This is a genomic window from Faecalibacterium sp. AF27-11BH (genome assembly GCF_003603005.1).
Classification (GTDB): Bacteria; Bacillota; Clostridia; order Oscillospirales; family Ruminococcaceae; genus Faecalibacterium; species Faecalibacterium taiwanense.
This window is the reverse complement of the sequence record NZ_QVGS01000002.1, coordinates 114,072-135,341: the sequence shown is the minus strand read 5'-3', so window position 1 is coordinate 135,341 and position 21,270 is coordinate 114,072. Positions and strand designations below refer to the sequence as shown.

The following is a 21,270-nucleotide window of genomic DNA, read 5'->3' as shown; positions in this document are numbered from 1 at the left end:
TGCTATTGTCAGTATACCACGGGGCGGGCGCAATTCCAACACCCGAAAACGAGAAAAGGGGCTGCCGCACCACATTTGGTGCAGCAGCCCCCTCGGGGTCCTGATTTTTATTCTTCGGTCTTGTCAAACAAGCCTTTTTCTTTTGCGGCGTTCCAGGTCAGGCAGGTGCGCAGCTTGCTGACGGGGAAGGCCGGGTGGAATTTATTGTTGTCCGCATCGTCCTTCATCAGATCCTGCTCCACTGCCCAGCGGGCGGCCTTTTGTGCGTCGGTATCGCCCTCGTCGATGTCGCTGTAGAGGGCGGTGCTTACAGGCTCAGGCTTGCCGGCGTGCTCCCACAGCAGCTCGGCCAGCTCGATGCGGTTGGAGGGCATGGGGATGCCGGGCATATTGATGACGCGGTAGATGCCGGTGCCGGCTTCGTAAGCGATGACGCCCGCGGCAGCACCCACGACCACAGCAGAGAGCGCGCCCTGAATGTTGCCGGTATCGCTGGGTCCAACCGGGTCGGGTTCAGGAATGGGGTCATTCTCGAAGGTTGCCTTTACTTCCACGTTCTTATCCGGCATGGTAAAGGTCACCTTGGTGGGGTCGTTCTCGTCCGGGGTCGTCAGGAAGGTGTCTGCTTTCTGTTCCTCACCGCCTACCAGCACCGTCCAGCTGATGAAGTGCTGTCCATCCGGCACAGTGGCTGTCAGGTGCACGGTTTCACCCACCGGCACAGTGCTGCCGCTCGGTACGGACGCATCGCTGCCTTCAATGGTCGCCGTCACATGGTCGCCGACCCTCAGAGTGGGGTTCAGAGTGGGGTTGCTCGCAAAGTTTGCCTTTATTTCCACGTTCTCAGCCGGCATGGTAAAGCTCACTTTGGCGGGGTCGTCCGCGTCCGGTTTCAGGAAGGTGTCCGTGTCTTGCTCAACACCATTCACCGTCACCGTCCAGCCGGTAAAGCGCTCGTTGGCTTTCAGCGCCCTGCGCGTTGCTGTTACAGTATCGTCCTTAGCAGCTTCGGTCTTATCCACAGTGCAGTCTACAGCTTTGATGTTATACGGAATATTGCTATAATACGGTTCCGCCTTAACATTATAAGCGGGCATGGTCAGGGTCGCGGTGGTGTCGGTGCCATTCTTCAACAGCTCGGCAAGTTCTGTTTCGTCCGTGATTTTAGTCTCAGTACCATTTACGACTTTATACAGTTTCCAGCCTGCAAATGTCTTTCCTACGGGAGCATCTCCGGCAGTCAAAGTCACTTCAGTGCCTGCGGCCACAGGGGCATCCAGCACTTTGTCCTCAAGCTTTGCTGTGGCATTGTCTGTGGTCACAGTGTACAGCGGACGCACATAACCGCATGTATTGCAGTCATTGTCTTTTGCATCGGTGTAATCATGGGTAGTTTTCGCCACCTGTTCAGCCGTCAGGCCCGGGCAGTTTGCAGTAGTGCACTCCCTCCAGTGTTTGGTACCGTCATGGTTCCACTTGTAATTATGCCAATGCACATCCAGCGTAACAGAAAACTCAAACCCATCATCATCGACTTCGTAATCATAAGTAACTGTAGTGCTGTTCGCTTTCAAAATCCATGTTGCCGGGTCAACCGTACCGCCTTTCCAGCTGCCGGTGGTAACGCCATCTAACTCAAATTTCCCCGGCAGCTGATGCAGATCATATGTCCGATCGTCGTTCGCCAGAATTTGGTAGCGTTGGGAACCAACCTGCAAATCCCTGATTTTGGGGTTGTTTCTCAAATCCAGCGATGTCAGGCAATTATTATTGCACCGCAACCACCACAAGCTTTTATTTTCCCTTAAATCCAGAACTGTCAACTTGTTTTTGTTGCAATTCAAGCTTTCAAGTTTTGTGTTTTTGTTCAAATTTAATGACGTCAAACTGTTGTTATAGCATATCAACCGCTTCAGTTCCGGGTTTTCACTCACGTCCAGTTCCGTTAAATTATTGTCACTGCAGAATAGGTCGGTCAACTTCGAAAAGTATTTGAGTCCCTGCAGGCTTGTGCATCCGCTATTGCTTATCCTAATTTCCTTAACGGCATTTCTTTCCGTTTGGTTCAGCGCACCATCTTTATCTTTGTCAAAATTATCTGCTACATATTGTCTAAATGCTCCATCCGGGAAGTTTGTCGCATCAATAGCAACAGCGTCTTCCTCCGCCTGCGTGCTCACGCTGCTTTCTGCGCTGGCCGCAGCCGGCTGTGCCGCAAACGCGCCCACCGGCAGGGCTGACAGCATCATGCACACCGCAAGTGCTGCACTGAGAAGTCTCGTACTCTTTTTTCTCATGTTCTCTTCCCCTTTTCGTTTGTTATTTTGCAGGCACCCACCCCAAAAGGCACCGTCTGCTCTTTAAGTTTACCCCCCCCCCCATACAACATATCAAGAGGCATTTTGCTAGAAAATAGGTTCGAGTTTTTAGTGGAATTGTTAAAATGTTTACGGCTTGGCCTGATATTCCCGGTAACATTCAGAAGCAATGAAAATGCCACGCAAAAAAAGCCCTCTCCCATTGCTGGGAAAGGGCTTTTGAACACTGTATCAAACAGTCAGAGCAGATCAGACGAGCTCCAGAACTGCCATCTCAGCAGCGTCGCCGCGGCGAGCGCCGATCTTGATGATGCGGGTGTAGCCGCCGTTGCGGTCAGCGTACTTGGGGCTGATCTCATCAAACAGCTTCTTTGCAACATCTTCCTTGGTGATGTAGGCATAAACCTGACGCTTGGTGTGCAGGTCGCTTGCCTTGCCAAGGCTGATCATCTTCTCGGCCATGGAACGAACGTCCTTAGCGCGAGTGACAGTGGTCTCAATCTTGCCATTCTCTAACAGGTAGGTAACCATAGCGCGCATCATAGCGTTGCGGCTGTCGCTGGTTCTACCGAGCTTTCTGGTACCGGGCATCCCGTTTCACTCCTTAATTATTTTTAGTTATCGTCATCCGTGTTCAGCTTGAAGCCCAGAGAATCCAGCTTTGCCATGACCTCTTCCAGGCTCTTGCGACCGAGGTTGCGGACCTTCATCATCTCGTCCTCGCTCTTGCTGACCAGATCTTCCACCGTGTTGATGCCTGCGCGCTTCAGGCAGTTGAAGGAACGCACGCTCAGATCCAGCTCTTCAATGGTCATTTCCAGAGCCTTTTCCTTGTCGTCGTTGGTCTTCTCCACCATGATCTCAGCGCCGGCTGCCTCATCGGACAGGTTGACGAACAGGTTCAGGTGCTCGGTCAGCACACGGGCAGCCAGAGAAACGGCTTCCTGCGCATTGATCGTGCCATCGGTCCAAACCTCAATGGTCAGCTTGTCATAATCGATCGCTTGGCCAACACGGGTGCTCTCGACGTTGTAGTTCACCTTGAGCACAGGGGTGTAAATGCTGTCAACGGGAAGAGTGTTGATATCGTTCTTCTCGATGATAGCCTGTTTGTTGCGCTCTGCGGGCACATAGCCGCGGCCCTTATCGAAGGTCAGCTCCATGACGAGCTTGCCGCCCTCGCCCAGGGTTGCGATGTGCCACTCAGGGTTCAGAATTTCGATGTCGTCGCCCTGCTTGATGTTGTCAGCGGTGACCTCACAGGGGCCGACTGCCTCAACACGCACTGTCTTCGGACCATCGGTGTACAGCTTTGCAGCAATACCCTTCAGGTTCAGGACAATTTCGGTAACGTCTTCCTTGACGCCCTCAATGGTGGAGAACTCGTGAACCACGCCATCAATCTTGACGCTGGTCACGGCGACACCGGGCAGAGAGGAAAGAAGCACACGACGCAGGCTATTGCCCAGTGTGATGCCAAAGCCACGCTCCAGCGGTTCTGCCACGAATTTGCCGTAGCGGCCGTCCGGGGACAGGCTTGCCGTTTCGATTTTGGGACGTTCAATCTCCATCATATCTATGCCCTCCTTGTCAAACCGGCGCTGCCGCCGGCCCATTATTAAATTCTTTCAAAGAAAAGAATGCGAAAGTGAGCCGTCCACGGGGAAGGCCCAGCCTTCTTAATGGATTACTTGGAGTACAGCTCGACGATGAGGTGCTCTGCGACTTCGTAGTCGATATCGCTGCGCTCGGGCAGCTTTGCGACAACACCCTTCAGAGAACCGGTCTCACGGTTCAGCCATGCGGGCAGAGCAACAACGGGAGCCTCGGGGCCGGTCAGCTTTGCAAACTTTGCAGAGCTGCGGCTGGACTCGCGCACTTCGATCACGTCGCCAGCCTTCACCTGATAAGAAGGAATGTTGACCTTCTTGCCGTTGACGGTGAAGTGAGCGTGGGACACCAGCTGACGAGCGTCGCGGCGGGTCTGAGCAAAGCCCAGACGGAACACGACGTTGTCCAGACGGCACTCCATGATCTGCAGCAGGTTCTCACCAGTCTTGCCGGGGCGGGCCTCAGCACGCAGGTAAGCATTGTGGAACTGCTTTTCCAGAACGCCGTAGATAAACTTGACCTTCTGCTTCTCCTTCAGCTGAGATGCGTACTCAGACTGCTTCTTGCGCATGTTGCCATTGGAGTTGCGGGTGGTATTCTTCTTTGCATAGCCCATGACCGCAGGAGAAATGCCCAGGGCCTTGCAACGCTTTGCGATAGGCTGCGTATTCTTTGCCATAATTCAATTTCCTCCTTCGATCAGACACGACGGCGCTTCGGGGGACGGCAGCCATTGTGGGGGATGGGAGTCACGTCCTTGATCAGGGTGACTTCCAGGCCGGTAGCCTGCAGCGCACGAATAGCGGACTCACGGCCAGCGCCGGGGCCCTTGACGTAGACCTCAACGGTCTTCATGCCATGCTCGATAGCAACCTTGGCTGCGGTCTCAGCAGCAGACTGGGCTGCAAACGGAGTGCTCTTACGGCTGCCGCGGAAGTTCAGGGAGCCGGAGGAGCACCAAGACACTGCATTACCCTGCAGGTCGGTGATGGTGACAACAGTATTGTTGAAGGTAGACTGGATATGAGCCTGACCAGCAGCAATGTTCTTGCGCTCTTTGCGCTTCATGCGGACATTAGCGCCCTTCTTGGCATTATTTGCACTTGCCATTTCTCAAATCCTCCTTACTTCTTCTTGTTAGCGACAGTGCGCTTGGGACCCTTGCAGGTACGTGCATTGGTCTTGGTACGCTGGCCGCGGCAGGGCAGATTCTTGCGATGGCGGGTGCCACGGAAGGACTGGATCTCAACCAGGCGCTTGATGTCCAGAGCAACGTTGCGGCGCAGGTCGCCTTCAACGATGATGTTAGCCTGATCGATGTAGTCACGGATCTTAGCCTCTTCTTCCAGAGTCAGGTCCTTGACGCGGGTATCGGGGTTGATGCCAGTTGCTTCCAGGATCTTGTTAGCAGTGGTCTGGCCGATACCATAAACGTAGGTGAGACCCACCTGAACGCGCTTCTCGCGGGGCAGGTCAACGCCGGCAATACGTGCCATAGTAGTTTCCTCCAAAAATCATCCCATGTCAGTGTCGGGGTCTGCGCCGGGACTCTACGCACTTGACCCCCAGGCGCCCGAATTAGCCCTGGCGCTGCTTATGCTTGGGGTTCTGGCAGATGACCATCACGCGGCCTTTGCGGCGGATGACCTTGCACTTTTCGCAGATGGGTTTCACGGAAGGCTTGACCTTCATGATGTTGAACCTCCTTTTGGTTGATACCCTGGTGCTTATTTGGAGCGCCAGGTGATGCGGCCCTTAGAAAGATCATAGGGCGACATTTCCACGGTAACCTTGTCCCCGGGCAGGATACGGATGAAATTGGTCCGCAGCTTGCCGGAGATGTGCGCTAAGAGGATGTGACCGCTGGGAGTGAGCTTCCCGGTGTTCTTATCCTCGCTCAACATTTCCACCTTAAAGATGGCGTTGGGCATGGCTTCACGCACAATGCCTTCGATCTCGATAACGTCTTCCTTAGACAAGCTATTTGCCTCCTCATTGGATCTGCTCAGTTTGTCGTTGAACCTGAACCGGTGCCTTTGCCTTGGAACCCTGAAAGCGCCGCGGTTTTCACGTGCCTGCGCCCGTTTGACCGCAGCTTGCCGCTTCAGCGTTCTCCAGTTCCAGTGCCGGTCCACAGACGGACAGGCGGCGATGATCGCCACATACTTCATCTTTCGCGGCACAAAATCCGCAAAACGGGCAGAAAATCCCTGTCCGCCGAGGAAGTATCTGGCTTCCACAGCCATTTATAGATTATACACCTTTTGTTGTCAATTTGCAAGAGGTTTTTTCCGTATTTCCGATAAAAAATTCTCGAAATTCAAAAGCTGTCCTTTCTCTCCCCGGTCTTGGTTTTTCTCCACCGCAAAGATGAAACTTTTTCACCAAAAGTTGTCATAATTGCACAAACAGCAGGTCTGTCCCTGCAAAAACGCCGCCTGCGGCGGAGCATTTCTGCTCTTCACAGGCGGCGCTTCTCATATTTCAGGGATCAGCTTACTTCAGGCTGAACTTTTCCGGGTCAAAATCCGGGTCATCCCAGAAGCGGGTCATGATCTCAGTGTGATCCTTCAGGATCGCATTGGAGTGCTCAAAGTGCGCAGCCAGACCACCGTCCTTGGTCTTGACGGTCCAGCCGTCCTTGGACTGGGTGATCTTGCAGTCGTACTGGCAGATCATGGGTTCAATGGCAATGGTCATGCCGGGCACAAGGCGCGGGCCGCGGCCCTGATGGCCGTAGTTGGGCACTTCCGGGTCCTCGTGCAGCTCACGGCCGGTGCCGTGGCCCACGAACTCGCGGACGACCGAGAAACCGGCATCCTCGCAGTAGCTCTGCACGGCATAGCCAATGTCGCCGATGCGGTTGCCGGCCACAGCCTGCTCGATACCTTTATAAAGAGCAGCCTTGGTCACGTCCAGCAGGCGCTGTGCTTCCAGATCGACCTTGCCCACCGCATAGGTGCAGGCATTGTCGCCGTTGAAGCCGTCGATCTTGGCACCGGTGTCGATGCTGACGATATCACCGGGACGAATGACGATGTCATGCGAAGGGATACCATGGATGATGGTATCGTTCAGGCTGATGCAGGCCGTGCCCGGAAAGCCATACAGACCCTTGAAATTAGGGGTGCCGCCGTGCTTCACGATGAAGTCGTAGATCAGCTTATCCAATTCCCATGTGGTCATACCTGCTTCGATATGCTCACCGCCGTACTTCAGGGCAGCTGCGCTCAGGGCATTTGCCTTGCGCATGCCGTCCAGCTCTTTCGCATTTTTGATCTGAATCACGATTATGCCTCCAAAGCTTTCATGACTTCAGCCGTGGTCTCCTCGATGGAGGGGCAGAACTTGATCTCTGCCAGCTTGCCGCGGGTACGGTAGAACTCCACCAGCGGCTCGGTCTGCTCATGATATGCTTTCAGACGATCCAGCACGGTGGCAGGCTGGTCGTCCTTGCGGATGACGGTCTTGCCGCCGCACAGGTCGCACACACCCTCGACCTTGCTCTTCTTGTTGACGATGTGGTAGCTTGCGCCGCACTTCTCGCAGACGCGGCGGCCGCTCATGCGGTCAACGATCACATTGTCCTCGACCTGCAGCTCCAGCACCTTGTCGATACGGATGCCCATGGTCTCGATGGCCTCGGCCTGAGCGATGGTGCGGGGCACACCGTCCAGGATAAAGCCGTTTGCACAGTCCGGCTGAGCCAGACGCTCTTTCAGGATGCCGATGATGACCTCATCGGGCACCAGAGCGCCAGCGTCCATAAAGCTCTTTGCCTTCAGGCCCATCTCGGTGCCTTCCTTGACAGCAGCGCGCAGAATGTTGCCGGTGCTGATGGAGGGGATGTTCAGCTTGGCGCAGATGATCTCGGCCTGAGTGCCCTTACCAGCACCAGGTGCGCCCAACAGGATCAGATTCATAGGATCATTCCTTTCCTTTGCTAGAGGATGTAAACTCCAAAAAAGTAAAAAAGCACTGAAAAGTTCGAGCGTACTCTCCTTTCCAGTGCTTTCTCACATCTTAATTATTGTGGATCAACCAAGGAAGCCCTTGTGGTTGCGCATCGTCATGAAGCTGTCGAGGCTGCGGGTGGTATCAAGTGCCACACCAACCACGATCAGCAGGCTGGTACCGCCCAGCTGGATGCTCATACCGGTCAGGTTGCCCAGAATGATCGGCAGCACAGCCACCGCAGCCAGAAAGATGGCACCGATGAGGGTGATCTTGTTCAGGGTGCGGGTGATGAAATCGCTGGTCGGCTTGCCGGGACGGAAGCCGGGGATCGAGCCGTTGTTGCGGCGCAGATTGTTGGCGATCTCAACGGGGTTGTACTGGATGGCCACATAGAAGTAGTTGAATGCCAGAATCAGCAGCAGGTAGATCACAACGTACAGCCAGGAGGTGTAGTTGAAGGTGTGGAAGAATGCATACCACACCGGGTGTGCCTGCTGGTCGATCTGCAGGAAGCTGCCGATGGTGCCCGGGATGGACACCAGAGCCGAAGCGAAGATGATGGGCATGACGCCGCTCATGTTCAGCTTCAGGGGCAGATAGCTGTTCTGACCGCCCATCTGCTTGCGGCCTACCACGCGCTTTGCGTACTGAATGGTGATGCGGCGCTCTGCGTTGGTCATGACGACCACGAAGACCACAGCCACCAGTGCCAGCACGATCAGCAGCGGCAGGAAGAAGTAGTACTGGGGCTTGCCGGACGCTGCCTGAGTCAGCAGACCCTTGACAGAGGTGTACAGCGAAGACCAGTTGGAGACGATCGAAGCAAAGATGATGAGCGAGACACCGTTGCCGATGCCCTTGTCATCGATCTGCTCACCGCACCATGTGATCAGCTGTGCGCCGGCCACAAAGGTTGCGATGATGACGATGGCGGCAAAGATGCCGGCACCGCCGGAAACGTACTTCAGTGCGCCCATATTGCGGATCACGAAGTAGTAGCCGATGCTCATGATCAGAGCGACCACAGCACCTGCGTACCGGTTGATCTGCTGCAGCTTCTGCTGGCCGTCGGCTTCCTTTGCCAGATTTTCCAGCGCGGGAATTGCCACGGTGAGCAGCTGCACAATAATGGAGGCGTTGATATAGGGTGTCACACCTAACGCGAAGAGCGTGCAACGGGCCAGAGCACCACCGCTCATCATGTTCAGATAGGAGAGCATGTCGCCGTTTGCGAACATCTGCGTCAGCGCAGAGCCGGAAACGAACGGAACGGGGATGGCACAGCCCAGACGGTACACCACGAGGATCGCCAGCGTGAACAGGAGACGATTTTTAAGCTCGGGGATCTTCCATGCGTTACGGAATGTCTGGAACACCTTACATCACCTCAGCCTTTCCGCCTGCCTTCTCGATTTTCTCTTTGGCAGAAGCGGAATAGGCTGCGGCCTTCACGGTCAGAGCCTTGGTCAGCTCGCCGTTGCCCAGAACCTTAACGCCGTCCAGAGTCTTCTTGACCAGACCCTTTGCCTTCAGAGCCTCGGTATCGACGACATCGCCGGCATTGAAAGCAGCTTCCAGATCAGCCACGTTGACGATGGCGTACTGGGTAGCAAAGATGTTGTTAAAGCCAACCTTGGGCAGGCGGCGTGCCAGAGGCATCTGGCCGCCCTCGAAACCAGCGTGCTTCACGCCGGAACGGGCCTTCTGGCCCTTGCTGCCGAAGCCGGCAGTCTTGCCATTGCCGGAGCCAATGCCGCGGCCCTTGCGGGTCACAGCCTTGTTTGCGCCGGGAATCGCGTGCAATTCATGAAGTTTCATTATGCGTATACCCCCTGCTATTAGGCTTCGGTGACGCTGAGCATAAAGCCGATCTTTGCGATCTTGCCCTGCGTAGCGGCATTGTCAGGCTGAACGGTAACGTCGCCCGGCTTCTTCAGGCCCAGAGCCTCAGCGGTAGCGATCTGCTTAGCGCCGCGGCCAATCAGGCTCTTCTTCAGCTCGATCTTGAGCATCTTATCTGCCATGGTTTGTTACCTCCTTAACCCAGAATTTCTTTCACGGTCTTGCCGCGCTTCTCAGCGACAGACTCAGCGCTGACCAGGCCGCACAGACCTGCGAAGGTAGCAGAAACAACGTTGATGGGGTTGTTGGAACGCATAGACTTCGCACGGATGTCCTTGATGCCAGCAGCCTCAATGACGGCACGCACAGGGCCGCCGGCGATCATACCGGTACCAGGTGCAGCCGGCTTGAGCAGAACGGCGCCTGCGCCGTACTTGCCGACGATCTCGTGGGGGATGGTGGTGCCCTTCAGGGCAACCTTGTGCATGTTCTTCTTAGCAGCAGCTTCGCCCTTGCGGATTGCCTCAGGCACTTCGCCGGACTTGCCGATGCCGTAACCAATGGTGCCCTTGCCGTCGCCCACGACAACCAGAGCGGCAAACTTCATGATGCGGCCGCCCTTGACAGTCTTGGAAACGCGGTTGATGGAGACAACCTTGGTGATCATGCCGTCGTCTTCACGGTTTCTCATAGCCATAATGTGTTTCCTCCTCTCATTACAGCTTCAGGCCGCCCTCACGGGCGCCATCAGCCAGGGCCTTAACACGGCCATGATAAACGTAGCCACCACGGTCGAACACGACCTCGGTGATGCCCTTTTCCAGAGCCTTTGCTGCGATCTTCTTGCCGATCTCAGCAGCGGCCTCGACGTTGCCGCCGTTGCCGTTGAAGTCCTTGTCCATAGTAGAAGCCGACACCAGAGTCACGCCCTGCTCATCATCGATGATCTGAGCGTAAATGTGCTTGGCGGAGCGGAAAACATCCAGGCGAGGACGTGCTGCGGTGCCGCTGATCTTGTTACGAACACGGCGATGACGACGAAGACGAGCTTCGTTCTTGTCGATCTGCTTAACCATTGTCTTTCACTCCTTACCTTATTTCTTGCCCTTGCCGGCCTTGCCTTCTTTGTGCTTGACAACCTCGCCCTCGTAGCGAATGCCCTTGCCCTTGTAAGGCTCAGGCGGCTTCTTGGCGCGGATCTCGGCAGCATACTGGCCGACCTTCTGCTTGTCAATACCGGTAACGGTGAAGTGGTTGGGATCCTGCCACACGATGGTGCAGTCCTCAGTATCAGGAATGTTCACCTGATGAGAGAAGCCCAGGTTCATGACCAGGTTGGAGCCCTGCTTCTGGCAGCGCAGACCAACGCCCACGATCTCCAGCTTCTTCTCGTAGCCGTTCACAACACCGTTCACCATGTTGGCGATGTTGGTACGGGTCAGGCCGTGCAGGCTGCGGGCCTGGGGTTCGTCATTGGGGCGGGTAACCAGAACTTCATTGCCCTCGACCTTGACGGTCATCAGGGGATGATAGTTGGAATTCAGGCTGCCCTTGGGGCCCTTGACGGCGACGTGATGTGCTGCCTCATCGACAGTGACAGTAACGCCGGCAGGAATGACGATGGGTTTTCTTCCAATTCTCGACATTGTCTTTTACCCCTTTCTTACCACACGTAGGCCAGGACTTCGCCGCCGACGTGTGCAGCACGTGCAGCCTTATCAGTCATGATGCCCTTAGAGGTGGAAATGATTGCGGTGCCCAGGCCCTTCATGACCTTGGGCATATCCTCGCAGTTGGTGTAGATGCGCAGGCCGGGCTTGGACACGCGGCGCAGACCAGCGATAACGGGCTCGCCGTTAGCCTGATACTTCAGGGTGACAACGATGGTGCCCTGAACGGTGTCGTTCTTGACCTGCATGCCCTTGATGTAGCCCTCGTCAACCAGAATCTGGCAGATAGCCTTCTTCATGTTGGAAGCGGGGATCTCCACAGAAGGGTGTTTGGCAGTGCTAGCGTTGCGGATGCGAGTCAGCAGGTCCGCGATAGGATCAGTAATCTGCATTTGCCACTAACCTCCTTAGATTAGCTCTCGTTTGTTTTATAATGATACCGCCCCGAAACATCGTTGCCCCGGGGCGGATATCCGACAAATTATCCGGCCCTCTGGCTTGATTACCAGGAAGCCTTCTTCACGCCCGGGATCTCGCCCTTGTAGGCCAGCTCACGGAAGCACACACGGCACACGCCGTACTTGCGCAGCACGGAGTGGGGACGGCCGCAGATGCGGCAGCGGGTGTATGCACGGGTAGAGAACTTAGCAGGACGAGACTGCTTCAGCTTCATAGACAGTTTAGCCATTGTAGAAATCTCCTCCCTTAGTTGTTCTCTGCGAACGGAGCGCCCAGAGCCTTCAGCAGCTCCTTGCCCTCTTCGTCAGTCTTGGCAGTGGTGACAAAGCAGACATCCATGCCGCGGACTGCATCGACCTTCTCGAAGTCGATCTCGGGGAAGATGATCTGCTCCTTGATGCCGCATGCAAAGTTGCCGCGGCCGTCAAAACCGTTGCCGTTGATGCCGCGGAAGTCGCGGACACGGGGCAGTGCGATGTTGAAGAAGCGATCGACGAACTCATACATACGCTCACCGCGCAGGGTGACCTTGCAGCCGATGGGAGTGCCCTGGCGCAGCTTGAAGTTAGCAACGCTCTTCTTGGCACGGCACACAACTGCCTTCTGGCCAGTGATCTGGCCCAGATCCTTCATGACAGCTTCCAGGATCTTCTCGTTGTCCTTGGCTTCGCCGCAGGCAACGTTGATGACGACCTTGTCCAGCTTGGGGATCTGCATAACGCTCTTGTAACCGAACTTGGAGTTCAGAGCAGGAGCAATTTCATTGACATACTGTTCTTTCAAACGAGCCATTGTTCCTTACTCCTTTCTTACAGCTCAGCGCCGCACTTCTTGCAGACGCGAACCATCTTGCCGTCCTTCTCGACGTGGCCCACACGCACGGCCTTGCCGCACTTGGGGCAGATGGGCATGACCTTGGATGCGTACATAGCACCCTCAGCCTTGACGATGCCGCCCTGCTCGCCCTGACGACGAGGCTTGACGTGCTTGGTAACCATGTTCTGGCCCTCAACGATGACCTTGTTCTCAGAGGGGCTGACCTGCAGGACCTTACCAGTGTGGCCCTTGTCCTTGCCGCTGATGATCATAACGTTGTCGCCGGTTTTAACATGAAGATTATTCATTTTTAAAACCTCCTTACAGCGATTCCGGAGCCAGGCTCAGGATCTTGGTGTAGCCGGCATCACGCAGCTCGCGAGCAACGGGTCCAAAGATACGGGTACCCTTGGGGCTCTTGTCGGCCATAACGATAACGGCGGCGTTCTCATCGAAACGGATGTAGGAGCCGTCGTCGCGGCGGACGCCATGCTTGCTGCGCACGATGACAGCCTTCACAACGTCGCCCTTCTTAACGGAGCCGCCGGGGGCTGCCTTCTTGACAGAGCAGACCACGACGTCACCAATGTTTGCGTATCTCTTGCGGGTGCCGCCCAGCACGCGGAAGCACATCAGCTCCTTGGCACCGGTGTTGTCGGCAACTTTGAGATAAGTTTGCATCTGAACCATATCAGATATCTCCTTTCAAACTGTTCAAAGCAGCGGGCAAATTACTTTGCCTTCTCAACGATACGGACCAGGCGCCAGCGCACATCCTTGGACAGGGGGCGGCACTCCATGATCTCAACACGGTCACCGATGCCGCACTCGTTCTGCTCATCACGAGCCTTGAACTTGGCGGTACGCTTCAGGATCTTCTTGTACAGGGGGTGCTGCACGCTATCCTTAACGGCAACCACGATGGTCTTATCCATCTTGTCGGACACGACGACGCCGACGCGGGTCTTTCTCAGATTACGTTCTTCCATCGTTTAACCTCCTTACTGCTTCTCAGCCAGAACGGTCATCACGCGGGCGATGTCCTTCTTGACTGCTTCGATGCGGCCGGGGTTCTCCAGCTGGTTGATGGCATGCTGGAAGCGCAGGTTAAACAGCTCGGCCTTCAGGTCTGCCAGCTTGCTGGTCAGCTCTGCGGTCTGCATTTCGCGGAGTTCATTAGCCTTCATTGGTGCCATCCTCCTTCACGGAGTCCTCACGGACAACAAATTTGCACTTGATGGGCAGCTTGTGCATAGCCAGGCGCAGTGCCTCACGAGCAGTTGCCTCATCGACATCTGCCAGCTCGAACAGAACGCGGCCGGGCTTCACAACAGCGACCCAGTATTCGGGAGAGCCTTTACCGGAACCCATGCGGGTCTCAGCGGGCTTTTCAGTCACGGGCTTATCGGGGAAGATCTTGATCCACACCTTGCCGCCACGCTTGATGTAACGAGTCATGGCAACACGAGCAGCCTCGATCTGGGTGGAAGAGATCCATGCCGGCTCCAGAGCAACAAGGCCGTACTGGCCCTGGCACACCACGTTGCCGCGGGTAGCCTTACCGGTCATGCGGCCGCGCTGGACGCGGCGGTACTTAACACGCTTAGGCAGTAACATTACTTGTTGCCTCCTTCCTTCTTCTGAGCGGTCTTAGCGCTCTTCAGGACTTCGCCCTTGTAGACCCACACCTTGACGCCGATGCGGCCGTAGGTGGTAGCAGCCTCTGCAAAGCCGTAGTCAATGTCAGCACGCAGGGTCTGCAGGGGGATGGTGCCCTCGTGATAGCTCTCGGTACGAGCGATATCAGCGCCGCCCAGACGGCCGGAGCACATTGCCTTGATGCCCTTTGCGGGAACGGTTGCGCGATCGCGGGGGCTCATGGCATTGCGCATGCACTGCTTCATGGCACGGCGGAAGGTCACGCGGTTCTCCAGCTGACGAGCGATATCCTCAGCAACCAGCTGAGCGTTGGTAGCAGCGCTCTTGACCTCGATGACGTTGACGATGACAGTCTTGCCATACTCCTTGGTCAGCTTGTTCTGCAGAGCAACGCGCTCTTCGCCGCCCTTGCCGATGACCATGCCGGGCTTAGCGCAGTAGATGTTGACAGTTACGCGAGGAGCGGAAGTGGACGGGTCCACAGTACGCTCGATCTCGATCTTGGGCACACCAGCATCCTTCAGCTGAGCCTTCAGCTCAGTGCGGATCTTGTGGTCCTCGACGAGGTTATCGCTGAAATCCTTCTTGGAGGCAAACCAGCGGCTGTCCCAGTCTTTAATAACGCCGACACGAATGCCGTGCGGATTTACTTTCTGGCCCATTGTTTTCCCTCCTTACTCTTTCTCTTTCAGAACAACGGTCATGTGGCTGGTGCGCTTCAGGATGCGGTAGCCGCGGCCCTGTGCACGAGGCATCATGCGCTTCAGCGTCGGGCCGGGGCAGACGTAGCACTCGGCGACGTAGAGGTTGTTCTTGTCCATATTGAAGTTGTTTTCCGCATTAGCGGCTGCAGACTTCACCAGCTTCAGAAGGGGCTCACAAGCTGCCTTCGGGGTGTACTGCAGGATTGCCAGCGCTTCGTCCAGGGGCTTGTTACGGATCAGATCCATAACGATAGACACCTTACGAGGACTAATGCGGGCATAACGAAGAATTGCCCGAGCTTCCATGTTGTGTTCCTCCCTCTATTACTTAGAATTACCAGTGTGGCCCTTGAAGGTACGGGTGGGAACGAACTCACCCAGCTTGTGGCCAACCATGTCCTCAGTCACATACACAGGCACATGCTTGCGGCCGTCGTGAACGGCAAAGGTGTGACCAACGAATTCGGGGAAGATCGTGGAGGCGCGGCTCCAGGTCTTGATGACCTGCTTCTTGCCGGAAGCGTTCATCGCTTCAACGTGCTTCATAAGAGCAGCCTGGACGAAAGGTCCTTTTTTAATGCTTCTACCCATTGTCTTAAACTCCTCTCTTACTTACCTGCACGCTTCACGATCAGCTTATCGGAGCGCTTATGATGCTTGCGAGTCTTGAGACCCAGAGCGGGCTTGCCCCAGGGAGTCATAGGACCGGAGTGACCAACAGGTGCGCGGCCCTCGCCACCACCGTGGGGATGGTCGCAGGGGTTCATGACGGTACCACGGCTGCCGGGACGGACGCCCATGTGGCGCTTGCGGCCAGCCTTGCCCAGGTTGACGTTCTCGTGGTCGATGTTGGAAACCTGACCGATGACTGCGGTGCAGTTCACGGGCACGTTGCGCATCTCACCGGAGGGCAGACGAACCAGAGCGTAGCCATTCTCCTTAGCCATCAGCTGAGCCATGTTGCCAGCGGAACGAACCAGCTGAGCGCCGCGGCCGGGATACAGCTCGATGTTGTGGATGATGGTACCGACGGGGATGTTCTCGAAGGGCAGGCAGTTGCCGGGCTTGATGTCGGCAGACTTGCTGCTGATGACCACATCGCCCACCTTCAGGCCATCGGGAGCAATGATGTAGCTCTTGACGCCATCGGTGTACTCGACCAGAGCGATGAATGCGCTGCGGTTCGGATCGTACTCGAGAGTCTTGACGGTAGCGGGCATATCGGTCTTCTGACGCTTGAAGTCGATGACACGATACTTGGTGCGGTTGCCGCCGCCCTGATGACGGACGGTGATGCGGCCGGTGTTGTTGCGGCCGCTGTGCTTCTTCATGGGCTCCAGCAGGCTGCGCTCGGGAGCGACCTTAGACAGGACGCTGTAATCCGTGACGGTCATGCCGCGGCGGCCCGGAGTAGTGGGGCCATACTTCTTGATAGCCATAGTGCTATTCTCCTTTGTTTATCTTATGAATTATTATCGGGGTCATATCCCCATAGAGGAACCCTCGGCGGGTTCGGCTTAGACCATGCTGTTGAAGAACTCGATCTCCTTGGAGTCCTTGGTCAGGGTCACGATAGCCTTCTTGGATGCAGCGGTGTAACCGGCGTGCATGCCCTGGCGGCGGAAACGGCCGCGCACAGAGATGGTGTTGACCTTTGCGACCTTAGCGCCCGGGAACAGGACCTCAACGGCCTGAGCGATCTCGACCTTGGTAGCATCGGTAGCGACCTTGAAGGTGTACTTCTTGTCAGCGATGCCAGCCATGGAGTTCTCGGTAATGACCGGCTTCAGGATGATATCATGTGCGGTTTTCATTAGCCAAGCACCTCCTCGAGCTTCTTAGCTGCGTCGACGCTGATGATCAGCTTGTCGGCGTTCAGCACATCGTAGGTGTTCACGCTGCCTGCGAAGGTGGTCTTCACACCGGCAATGTTGCCAGCGCTCTTGACGAACTTTGCATCGACAGTCTCATTGACCAGCAGGTTCTTCTTGCCGGCGCCAACAGCGTTCAGCATTGCAACCACGGTCTTGGTCTTGTACTCATCGCAAGCGAACTTGTCAACAACGACCATGTTGCCATTGGCAGCCTTGTCGGACAGAACGCTCAGCAGAGCCAGGCGCTTGACCTTGTTGTTGATGTGGTAGTTGTAGCTGCGGGGCTTGGGGCCCAGAGCGACGCCGCCGTGAGTCCACTGCGGTGCACGGATGGAACCCTGACGAGCGTGGCCGGTGCCCTTCTGACGCCAGGGCTTCTTGCCGCCGCCGGAAACTTCCATGCGGATCTTGGTGTTCTGGGTGCCCTGACGCTGGTTGGCCAGGAAGTTCACCACAGCAATGTGGACAGCCTTCTCGTTCGGGGTGATACCGAACACGGCGTCGGAAAGCTCGATCTCGCTAACATGCTGACCGTTCATATCGACTACGTTAAACTTTGCCATTGTAGCTTTCCTCCTTACGCCTTCACGCTGTTGGCCAGAGTGATGATGGTGCCCTTGGAACCGGGGACCGCACCCTTGACAGCGATCAGATTGTTCTCGGTGTCAACCTTGACAACAGTCAGGTTCTGCACGGTGACGCGCACAAAGCCCATGTGGCCGGGCAGGCGCTTGCCGGGGAACACGCGAGCAGGGGTAGAAGTGGAACCGTTAGAACCTGCATGACGAGCAACAGGACCGGTGCCGTGGCTCTCACGCAGACGGTGCTGACCGTAGCGCTTGATAACGCCCTGGTAGCCCTTGCCCTTGGAAACGCCCACAACGTCCACCTTGTCGCCCTCTGCGAAGACATCAGCCTTCAGCACGTCGCCAACGTTCATTGCGGAAACATCTTCCAGACGGAACTCGCGCAGGGTCTTCTTGGGGGCAACGTTTGCCTTCTTGAAGTGGCCTGCAGCTGCCTTGTTGACCTTCTTGGCGGAAACCTCGCCGAAGCCCAGCTGAACAGCCTGGTAGCCATCGCTCTCGACGGTCTTCTTCTGCACGACGGTGCAGGGACCAGCCTCGATGACGGTGACGGGAACGACCTTGCCGTTCGCGTCGAACAGCTGGGTCATACCGACTTTCTTGCCGATAATGCCTTTAACCATTTTCTTTTCCTCCTGTAAAGGTTATTGGTTGGCAGCGCACGTCACTGCCAACATGACCCCTCGGGAAACGAGGGCATCGAATTTGATCGAGTGTCTTTTACAGCTTGATCTCGATGTCCACGCCAGCGGGGAGCTGGAGGCTCATCAGAGCCTCGACCGTCTTGTTGGACGGCTTCAGAATGTCGATCAGACGCTTATGAGTGCGGCTCTCGAACTGCTCGCGGCTATCCTTGTACTTGTGGGTAGCGCGCAGAACGGTAACGATCTCACGATCGGTGGGCAGGGGGATGGGGCCGGACACGCGTGCACCGGTGTGCTTTGCGGTCTCCACGATCTTCTCTGCTGCGGCATCGATCAGCTGAGCATCATAGCTCTGCAGACGGATTCTGATTTTCTCTTTGACTGCCATTGCTTACGCCTCCTGAAAAAATTGATTTTGCCCTAGGCGAGCCGATAAATTGCTCTACACAGTTCCGGGTGTTCCTCGATTTGGCACTATAAAAACCGGTGAACCGCATGGCAGTTCTCCCGGAAACATATTAGCAAATCAAATCCGAACATTGGTTCCGCCCGTTTCGCAGAGGAGTAACTTCTCTGCCGAGGGAACGTATTCCATCGCTGTCAGTAATTCTTTCGCCCGGTTCTAAGATCGGACATACTCCGCGGAAATAACCCATCGCAGCTATCGCCGGATGACAACCTCCCGCATCTACGCATATCGCTGGCCTGCACGACTTGTATCGCACAAGCCCTTTGCAGCCGAGAGTTATTCTATCACACCTTCGTGCATTTGGCAAGTGTTTTTTAGAAAAAAGAACGAATTTTCTTTTTTATTTTCTCCGTTTTGTCAAAGCGCGCATTTTCTGTGCAAGATGCACAATCCGCAGGCTTTTCTGCCGGTGGAAAACTCCCCTACCCCGCTTTTGCAGAGGTAGTATGGACGGTTTTGCTGCGGATTATACCTATTATACAAAAGGAAGCGGCCTCACCCTCTCAGTCACTTCGTGCCAGCTCTCCCAAAGGGAGAGCCCTTGGCAGTCCACGCAAACTTCATTTCTTTACCAAGGCCTCTCCCCTTGGGAGAGGTGGATGCGAACGTAGTGAGCAGACGGAGAGGGCGAGGCTGCTTTCCTGCCGCGCTGCTGCTTCCGCAGGAAGCAGGCGCTGCAGATGCCGGTCGCCTTTACGACCCCACCCGTGAAAATGGCATACCGGAGCGTCCGCAGACGCTCCGGTATGCCGAAAATATAAATAATTCTTCCGCTGAAGACGGCCAGAGCAAAGCGGAGGCCATTTAGATCATTTCTTTTTCAGCTGTTCCGCCAGCCCATCCCGGGGCGTGATGTAGACCGTGGTGTACACCTCGTACAGCACCATGCCGGGCTTGGCACCGCTGGCTTTCCAGATGTTCTTCACCTCGGTGGTGTCCACCGCCACTTTGGCGCCGGTGCCTGCCTTGTAGGTGCTGGAGTAGATGACTGCCAGCTCCGCGGCCTCCTGCTTGGTGGTGTCCGGGATCTCCTCGCCCCGGCTCATGACCACAACGTGACTGCCGGGGGCCTTCTGCACATGGAACCACAGGTCTTTGCCCCGGGCGGTGTGCAGGGTGAGCTTGTCGTTCTGGGCGTTGTTGCGGCCCACCAGGATCTCAAAGCCATCGGTGGAAGTGAACCGCAGGAAATCTGCAGGCTTCTGGCGCTTATCCCGCTGCTTGTAGTATTTCAGGTAGCCCTGACTCTTCAGCTCTGCCCGGATCTCGTTGAGGGCCGCCTCACCGGAAGCCGACTCCACCTCGTAGAGTACCGTTTCCAGATAGGCAATCTCCTTTTCACCCTCTGCCAGCAGATCCACCAGCATCCGGGCGGCGGTCTGCTTCTTTTTATAGTTCTTGAAGAAGTTCTGAGCGTTCTGGCTGGGGGTGAACCGCAGGTCCAGCGGGATGGTCACCTCTTTGCCCTCGTCGTACCAGTTGGGCACGGTGATGCTCTTCATGCCCTTCTGGGCCAGATAGAGGTTTGCCGAGAGCAGCTCACCGTACAGACGCAGCTTTTCGCTCTTGCCGCTGGCAGCAAGCTCTTCCTGACGGGCGGCCTGCTTGCGCACGGCGCGCTCGTACATATTGTGCACCGCCTTGTGCAGCTCCTTGCTTTTGGTGCGCAGGCGTTCCGCGCGGTCCTTCTCAGCGTAGTAGCCCTCCAGCATGGCGTTGAAGGAGGGCCACTCCTTTATAATATATTTTTCGCCGTACTGCTGCGGACGGAAGAAGGTATACTCGATGGGCTTGCCGCTGGGGTCGGTGACGCTGCAGGGCGTACCGCCGGTTGCGTGCTCTTCCTTCAGCTCGTCGATGGCGGCCATAAGCTTGCGCTTCTGTTCCTCGGTCAGCTCATTGGCGGGCAGATGTTCGCCGTCAAAGGCACGCCATGCAGCTTCGCGGCAGACCACCGGGCCAACACCGGCCACGGTCTTGTTGAGGGCATCTGCCACCGGCAGATCTCTCTGGCAGGCTGCTGCCACGATGGACGCACTGCTCACCAGCAGGAAGTCCGGTCTTGCAGGCTTGGGCGGCGTGGTGTAGGGCAGGCCCGGCAGCAGCTGGCGCACATCGCTGTCCTCAAAATCCACGCGCTTGAGTGCGTCAATGATCTTGCCGTTCTGCACCAGAACCAGATTGGAGTAGCGGCCCATCAATTCGGCACACAGGGTGTTGCGCACAAGGTCGCCCATCTCGTTGGTGCACTGAAAATCAAAATAGACGATGCGGTCTCCCGGCTCCATGTGCACGTCCAGCAGCCTGCCGCCGGTAAGATGCTTGCGCATCAGCATACAGAAGGAGGGCGGCGTTTCCGGGTTTTCAAAGCTTTCTTCGGTCAGGCACACGCGGGCGGAACCGCTGCGGGCCGAAAGCAGCAGCGCATAGGTATCCGTGCGGGTGCGCAGGGTGAGCACCAGCTCATCACGGGTGGGTTCAAATAGTTTTGCGATCTTGGCGTCGGTCAGCGTTGCTTTGAGCTCTGCTGCCGTAAGGGCCAGTGTCGCGGCATCCAATGCCATAGTGTTTACCTCATTTAACGATTTTAAATGGCCGCCGCATTCGCTTTGGCCATAATCAGCGGAATTTTTATTTGTATTTGTAATTCGGCCAAGCCT

General features: G+C 56.1%; 33 protein-coding genes. All 33 read right to left on the bottom strand.

Going from position 1 to position 21,270, the window contains the following annotated elements; genetic code table 11:
* Positions 1-107: 107 nt before the first annotated feature.
* Entirely contained in the window at positions 108-1,718 is a 1,611-nt protein-coding gene (locus tag DWY76_RS03235) for a hypothetical protein (RefSeq protein ID WP_133300782.1), read from the bottom strand.
* A gap of 849 nt (positions 1,719-2,567) precedes the next feature.
* Positions 2,568-2,909, bottom strand: coding sequence for a 50S ribosomal protein L17 (gene rplQ, locus DWY76_RS03230; RefSeq protein ID WP_005921819.1), 342 nt, complete (start codon positions 2,907-2,909; stop codon positions 2,568-2,570).
* A gap of 23 nt (positions 2,910-2,932) precedes the next feature.
* Positions 2,933-3,892, bottom strand: a complete 960-nt coding sequence (locus DWY76_RS03225) for a DNA-directed RNA polymerase subunit alpha (RefSeq protein WP_044953267.1) — start codon at positions 3,890-3,892, stop codon at positions 2,933-2,935.
* Positions 3,893-4,005: 113 nt separating this feature from the next.
* Positions 4,006-4,608, bottom strand: a complete 603-nt coding sequence (gene rpsD, locus DWY76_RS03220) for a 30S ribosomal protein S4 (protein WP_005937973.1) — start codon at positions 4,606-4,608, stop codon at positions 4,006-4,008.
* 20 nt (positions 4,609-4,628) lie between these two features.
* Positions 4,629-5,039 (bottom strand): 30S ribosomal protein S11, encoded by a 411-nt coding sequence (gene rpsK, locus DWY76_RS03215; RefSeq protein WP_005934894.1) that lies wholly within the window; start codon positions 5,037-5,039, stop codon positions 4,629-4,631.
* 14 nt (positions 5,040-5,053) lie between these two features.
* Positions 5,054-5,425 (bottom strand): 30S ribosomal protein S13, encoded by a 372-nt coding sequence (gene rpsM, locus DWY76_RS03210; RefSeq protein ID WP_005937976.1) that lies wholly within the window; start codon positions 5,423-5,425, stop codon positions 5,054-5,056.
* Between the two features lie 82 nt (positions 5,426-5,507).
* Positions 5,508-5,621 carry a 50S ribosomal protein L36 gene (rpmJ, locus tag DWY76_RS03205; protein ID WP_005921832.1) on the bottom strand — a complete coding sequence of 38 codons (114 nt, stop codon included), beginning with the start codon at positions 5,619-5,621 and terminating at the stop codon, positions 5,508-5,510.
* A 35-nt stretch (positions 5,622-5,656) separates the two neighbouring features.
* The gene (gene infA, locus DWY76_RS03200) at positions 5,657-5,908 is read right to left on the bottom strand and encodes a translation initiation factor IF-1 (protein ID WP_005937979.1); all 252 of its coding nucleotides are present in this window, start codon (positions 5,906-5,908) and stop codon (positions 5,657-5,659) included.
* A gap of 517 nt (positions 5,909-6,425) precedes the next feature.
* Positions 6,426-7,217 carry a type I methionyl aminopeptidase gene (gene map / locus DWY76_RS03195; protein WP_097777145.1) on the bottom strand — a complete coding sequence of 264 codons (792 nt, stop codon included), beginning with the start codon at positions 7,215-7,217 and terminating at the stop codon, positions 6,426-6,428.
* 2 nt (positions 7,218-7,219) lie between these two features.
* Complete coding sequence (locus DWY76_RS03190) at positions 7,220-7,852, bottom strand: adenylate kinase (protein WP_005937991.1); 633 nt, start codon at positions 7,850-7,852, stop codon at positions 7,220-7,222.
* Between the two features lie 114 nt (positions 7,853-7,966).
* Positions 7,967-9,262, bottom strand: a complete 1,296-nt coding sequence (gene secY, locus DWY76_RS03185; RefSeq protein ID WP_005937994.1) for a preprotein translocase subunit SecY — start codon at positions 9,260-9,262, stop codon at positions 7,967-7,969.
* A 1-nt stretch (position 9,263) separates the two neighbouring features.
* Positions 9,264-9,704: a 50S ribosomal protein L15 gene (gene rplO, locus DWY76_RS03180; protein ID WP_005934902.1), complete on the bottom strand. Its 441-nt coding sequence runs from the start codon at positions 9,702-9,704 to the stop codon at positions 9,264-9,266.
* A gap of 20 nt (positions 9,705-9,724) precedes the next feature.
* Positions 9,725-9,910, bottom strand: a complete 186-nt coding sequence (gene rpmD, locus DWY76_RS03175) for a 50S ribosomal protein L30 (RefSeq protein ID WP_005934904.1) — start codon at positions 9,908-9,910, stop codon at positions 9,725-9,727.
* A gap of 14 nt (positions 9,911-9,924) precedes the next feature.
* Positions 9,925-10,425, bottom strand: coding sequence for a 30S ribosomal protein S5 (gene rpsE / locus DWY76_RS03170; RefSeq protein WP_005937997.1), 501 nt, complete (start codon positions 10,423-10,425; stop codon positions 9,925-9,927).
* A 19-nt stretch (positions 10,426-10,444) separates the two neighbouring features.
* Positions 10,445-10,804, bottom strand: coding sequence for a 50S ribosomal protein L18 (gene rplR / locus DWY76_RS03165; RefSeq protein ID WP_005938000.1), 360 nt, complete (start codon positions 10,802-10,804; stop codon positions 10,445-10,447).
* Between the two features lie 18 nt (positions 10,805-10,822).
* Complete coding sequence (gene rplF / locus DWY76_RS03160) at positions 10,823-11,374, bottom strand: 50S ribosomal protein L6 (RefSeq protein ID WP_005938003.1); 552 nt, start codon at positions 11,372-11,374, stop codon at positions 10,823-10,825.
* Between the two features lie 17 nt (positions 11,375-11,391).
* Entirely contained in the window at positions 11,392-11,790 is a 399-nt protein-coding gene (rpsH, locus tag DWY76_RS03155; RefSeq protein WP_005938007.1) for a 30S ribosomal protein S8, read from the bottom strand.
* A 110-nt stretch (positions 11,791-11,900) separates the two neighbouring features.
* A complete protein-coding gene (locus DWY76_RS03150) occupies positions 11,901-12,086 on the bottom strand; it encodes a type Z 30S ribosomal protein S14 (RefSeq protein WP_005921866.1) in 186 nt (61 codons plus the stop codon).
* Between the two features lie 17 nt (positions 12,087-12,103).
* Positions 12,104-12,649: a 50S ribosomal protein L5 gene (rplE, locus tag DWY76_RS03145; protein ID WP_005938011.1), complete on the bottom strand. Its 546-nt coding sequence runs from the start codon at positions 12,647-12,649 to the stop codon at positions 12,104-12,106.
* A 17-nt stretch (positions 12,650-12,666) separates the two neighbouring features.
* Complete coding sequence (gene rplX / locus DWY76_RS03140; protein WP_005934911.1) at positions 12,667-12,981, bottom strand: 50S ribosomal protein L24; 315 nt, start codon at positions 12,979-12,981, stop codon at positions 12,667-12,669.
* A 13-nt stretch (positions 12,982-12,994) separates the two neighbouring features.
* Positions 12,995-13,363 (bottom strand): 50S ribosomal protein L14, encoded by a 369-nt coding sequence (rplN, locus tag DWY76_RS03135; RefSeq protein ID WP_005938014.1) that lies wholly within the window; start codon positions 13,361-13,363, stop codon positions 12,995-12,997.
* Between the two features lie 41 nt (positions 13,364-13,404).
* Positions 13,405-13,662 carry a 30S ribosomal protein S17 gene (rpsQ, locus tag DWY76_RS03130; RefSeq protein WP_005938017.1) on the bottom strand — a complete coding sequence of 86 codons (258 nt, stop codon included), beginning with the start codon at positions 13,660-13,662 and terminating at the stop codon, positions 13,405-13,407.
* Positions 13,663-13,674: 12 nt separating this feature from the next.
* A complete protein-coding gene (gene rpmC, locus DWY76_RS03125; protein ID WP_005921879.1) occupies positions 13,675-13,860 on the bottom strand; it encodes a 50S ribosomal protein L29 in 186 nt (61 codons plus the stop codon).
* On the bottom strand, positions 13,850-14,290 hold the full coding sequence (gene rplP / locus DWY76_RS03120; protein ID WP_005938020.1) for a 50S ribosomal protein L16: 441 nt from the start codon (positions 14,288-14,290) through the stop codon (positions 13,850-13,852). Before rplP ends, rpmC begins: the two co-directional genes overlap by 11 nt.
* Positions 14,290-14,994 carry a 30S ribosomal protein S3 gene (gene rpsC / locus DWY76_RS03115; protein WP_005938023.1) on the bottom strand — a complete coding sequence of 235 codons (705 nt, stop codon included), beginning with the start codon at positions 14,992-14,994 and terminating at the stop codon, positions 14,290-14,292. Before rpsC ends, rplP begins: the two co-directional genes overlap by 1 nt.
* 12 nt (positions 14,995-15,006) lie before the next feature.
* Positions 15,007-15,342, bottom strand: a complete 336-nt coding sequence (gene rplV / locus DWY76_RS03110; RefSeq protein WP_005921882.1) for a 50S ribosomal protein L22 — start codon at positions 15,340-15,342, stop codon at positions 15,007-15,009.
* An 18-nt stretch (positions 15,343-15,360) separates the two neighbouring features.
* Positions 15,361-15,627: a 30S ribosomal protein S19 gene (gene rpsS / locus DWY76_RS03105; protein WP_005921883.1), complete on the bottom strand. Its 267-nt coding sequence runs from the start codon at positions 15,625-15,627 to the stop codon at positions 15,361-15,363.
* A 17-nt stretch (positions 15,628-15,644) separates the two neighbouring features.
* Positions 15,645-16,475 carry a 50S ribosomal protein L2 gene (gene rplB / locus DWY76_RS03100; protein WP_005938027.1) on the bottom strand — a complete coding sequence of 277 codons (831 nt, stop codon included), beginning with the start codon at positions 16,473-16,475 and terminating at the stop codon, positions 15,645-15,647.
* A gap of 78 nt (positions 16,476-16,553) precedes the next feature.
* Positions 16,554-16,850 (bottom strand): 50S ribosomal protein L23, encoded by a 297-nt coding sequence (gene rplW / locus DWY76_RS03095; RefSeq protein ID WP_005938030.1) that lies wholly within the window; start codon positions 16,848-16,850, stop codon positions 16,554-16,556.
* A complete protein-coding gene (gene rplD / locus DWY76_RS03090; protein WP_005938033.1) occupies positions 16,850-17,473 on the bottom strand; it encodes a 50S ribosomal protein L4 in 624 nt (207 codons plus the stop codon). Before rplD ends, rplW begins: the two co-directional genes overlap by 1 nt.
* 14 nt (positions 17,474-17,487) lie before the next feature.
* Positions 17,488-18,120, bottom strand: a complete 633-nt coding sequence (rplC, locus tag DWY76_RS03085) for a 50S ribosomal protein L3 (RefSeq protein ID WP_005938036.1) — start codon at positions 18,118-18,120, stop codon at positions 17,488-17,490.
* A 97-nt stretch (positions 18,121-18,217) separates the two neighbouring features.
* Positions 18,218-18,529, bottom strand: coding sequence for a 30S ribosomal protein S10 (gene rpsJ / locus DWY76_RS03080; RefSeq protein WP_005934923.1), 312 nt, complete (start codon positions 18,527-18,529; stop codon positions 18,218-18,220).
* 890 nt (positions 18,530-19,419) lie between these two features.
* The gene (locus tag DWY76_RS03070; protein ID WP_120079778.1) at positions 19,420-21,174 is read right to left on the bottom strand and encodes an NFACT RNA binding domain-containing protein; all 1,755 of its coding nucleotides are present in this window, start codon (positions 21,172-21,174) and stop codon (positions 19,420-19,422) included.
* Between the last annotated feature and the right edge of the window lie 96 nt (positions 21,175-21,270).

Bases quoted from the DNA above. Each gene is read 5' to 3' on its own strand.
- rplC (WP_005938036.1), bottom strand. From the start codon at position 18,120: ATGGTTAAAGGCATTATCGGCAAGAAAGTCGGTATGACCCAGCTGTTC.
- rpmJ (WP_005921832.1), bottom strand. From the start codon at position 5,621: ATGAAGGTCAAGCCTTCCGTGAAACCCATCTGCGAAAAGTGCAAGGTC.
- rpsS (WP_005921883.1), bottom strand. From the start codon at position 15,627: ATGGGTAGAAGCATTAAAAAAGGACCTTTCGTCCAGGCTGCTCTTATG.
- rplP (WP_005938020.1), bottom strand. From the start codon at position 14,290: ATGTTACTGCCTAAGCGTGTTAAGTACCGCCGCGTCCAGCGCGGCCGC.
- rpsH (WP_005938007.1), bottom strand. From the start codon at position 11,790: ATGCAGATTACTGATCCTATCGCGGACCTGCTGACTCGCATCCGCAAC.
- rpsC (WP_005938023.1), bottom strand. From the start codon at position 14,994: ATGGGCCAGAAAGTAAATCCGCACGGCATTCGTGTCGGCGTTATTAAA.
- DWY76_RS03190 (WP_005937991.1), bottom strand. From the start codon at position 7,852: ATGAATCTGATCCTGTTGGGCGCACCTGGTGCTGGTAAGGGCACTCAG.
- DWY76_RS03150 (WP_005921866.1), bottom strand. From the start codon at position 12,086: ATGGCTAAACTGTCTATGAAGCTGAAGCAGTCTCGTCCTGCTAAGTTC.
- rpsQ (WP_005938017.1), bottom strand. From the start codon at position 13,662: ATGGAAGAACGTAATCTGAGAAAGACCCGCGTCGGCGTCGTCGTGTCC.
- rpsJ (WP_005934923.1), bottom strand. From the start codon at position 18,529: ATGGCAGTCAAAGAGAAAATCAGAATCCGTCTGCAGAGCTATGATGCT.
- DWY76_RS03225 (WP_044953267.1), bottom strand. From the start codon at position 3,892: ATGATGGAGATTGAACGTCCCAAAATCGAAACGGCAAGCCTGTCCCCG.
- rplB (WP_005938027.1), bottom strand. From the start codon at position 16,475: ATGGCTATCAAGAAGTATGGCCCCACTACTCCGGGCCGCCGCGGCATG.
- rplQ (WP_005921819.1), bottom strand. From the start codon at position 2,909: ATGCCCGGTACCAGAAAGCTCGGTAGAACCAGCGACAGCCGCAACGCT.
- rpsD (WP_005937973.1), bottom strand. From the start codon at position 4,608: ATGGCAAAGAATACGCAGCCTATCGCAAAGCGTTGCAAGGCCCTGGGC.
- rplF (WP_005938003.1), bottom strand. From the start codon at position 11,374: ATGTCGAGAATTGGAAGAAAACCCATCGTCATTCCTGCCGGCGTTACT.
- rpsM (WP_005937976.1), bottom strand. From the start codon at position 5,425: ATGGCACGTATTGCCGGCGTTGACCTGCCCCGCGAGAAGCGCGTTCAG.
- rplN (WP_005938014.1), bottom strand. From the start codon at position 13,363: ATGGTTCAGATGCAAACTTATCTCAAAGTTGCCGACAACACCGGTGCC.
- rplV (WP_005921882.1), bottom strand. From the start codon at position 15,342: ATGGAAGCTCGGGCAATTCTTCGTTATGCCCGCATTAGTCCTCGTAAG.
- rplR (WP_005938000.1), bottom strand. From the start codon at position 10,804: ATGGTTAAGCAGATCGACAAGAACGAAGCTCGTCTTCGTCGTCATCGC.
- rplE (WP_005938011.1), bottom strand. From the start codon at position 12,649: ATGGCTCGTTTGAAAGAACAGTATGTCAATGAAATTGCTCCTGCTCTG.
- rpmD (WP_005934904.1), bottom strand. From the start codon at position 9,910: ATGGCAGATAAGATGCTCAAGATCGAGCTGAAGAAGAGCCTGATTGGC.
- rplD (WP_005938033.1), bottom strand. From the start codon at position 17,473: ATGGCAAAGTTTAACGTAGTCGATATGAACGGTCAGCATGTTAGCGAG.
- rpsE (WP_005937997.1), bottom strand. From the start codon at position 10,425: ATGGCTATGAGAAACCGTGAAGACGACGGCATGATCACCAAGGTTGTC.
- rpmC (WP_005921879.1), bottom strand. From the start codon at position 13,860: ATGAAGGCTAATGAACTCCGCGAAATGCAGACCGCAGAGCTGACCAGC.
- rpsK (WP_005934894.1), bottom strand. From the start codon at position 5,039: ATGGCAAGTGCAAATAATGCCAAGAAGGGCGCTAATGTCCGCATGAAG.
- rplO (WP_005934902.1), bottom strand. From the start codon at position 9,704: ATGAAACTTCATGAATTGCACGCGATTCCCGGCGCAAACAAGGCTGTG.
- rplW (WP_005938030.1), bottom strand. From the start codon at position 16,850: ATGAAAACCGCACATGATATCATCCTGAAGCCGGTCATTACCGAGAAC.
- rplX (WP_005934911.1), bottom strand. From the start codon at position 12,981: ATGAATAATCTTCATGTTAAAACCGGCGACAACGTTATGATCATCAGC.
- DWY76_RS03070 (WP_120079778.1), bottom strand. From the start codon at position 21,174: ATGGCATTGGATGCCGCGACACTGGCCCTTACGGCAGCAGAGCTCAAA.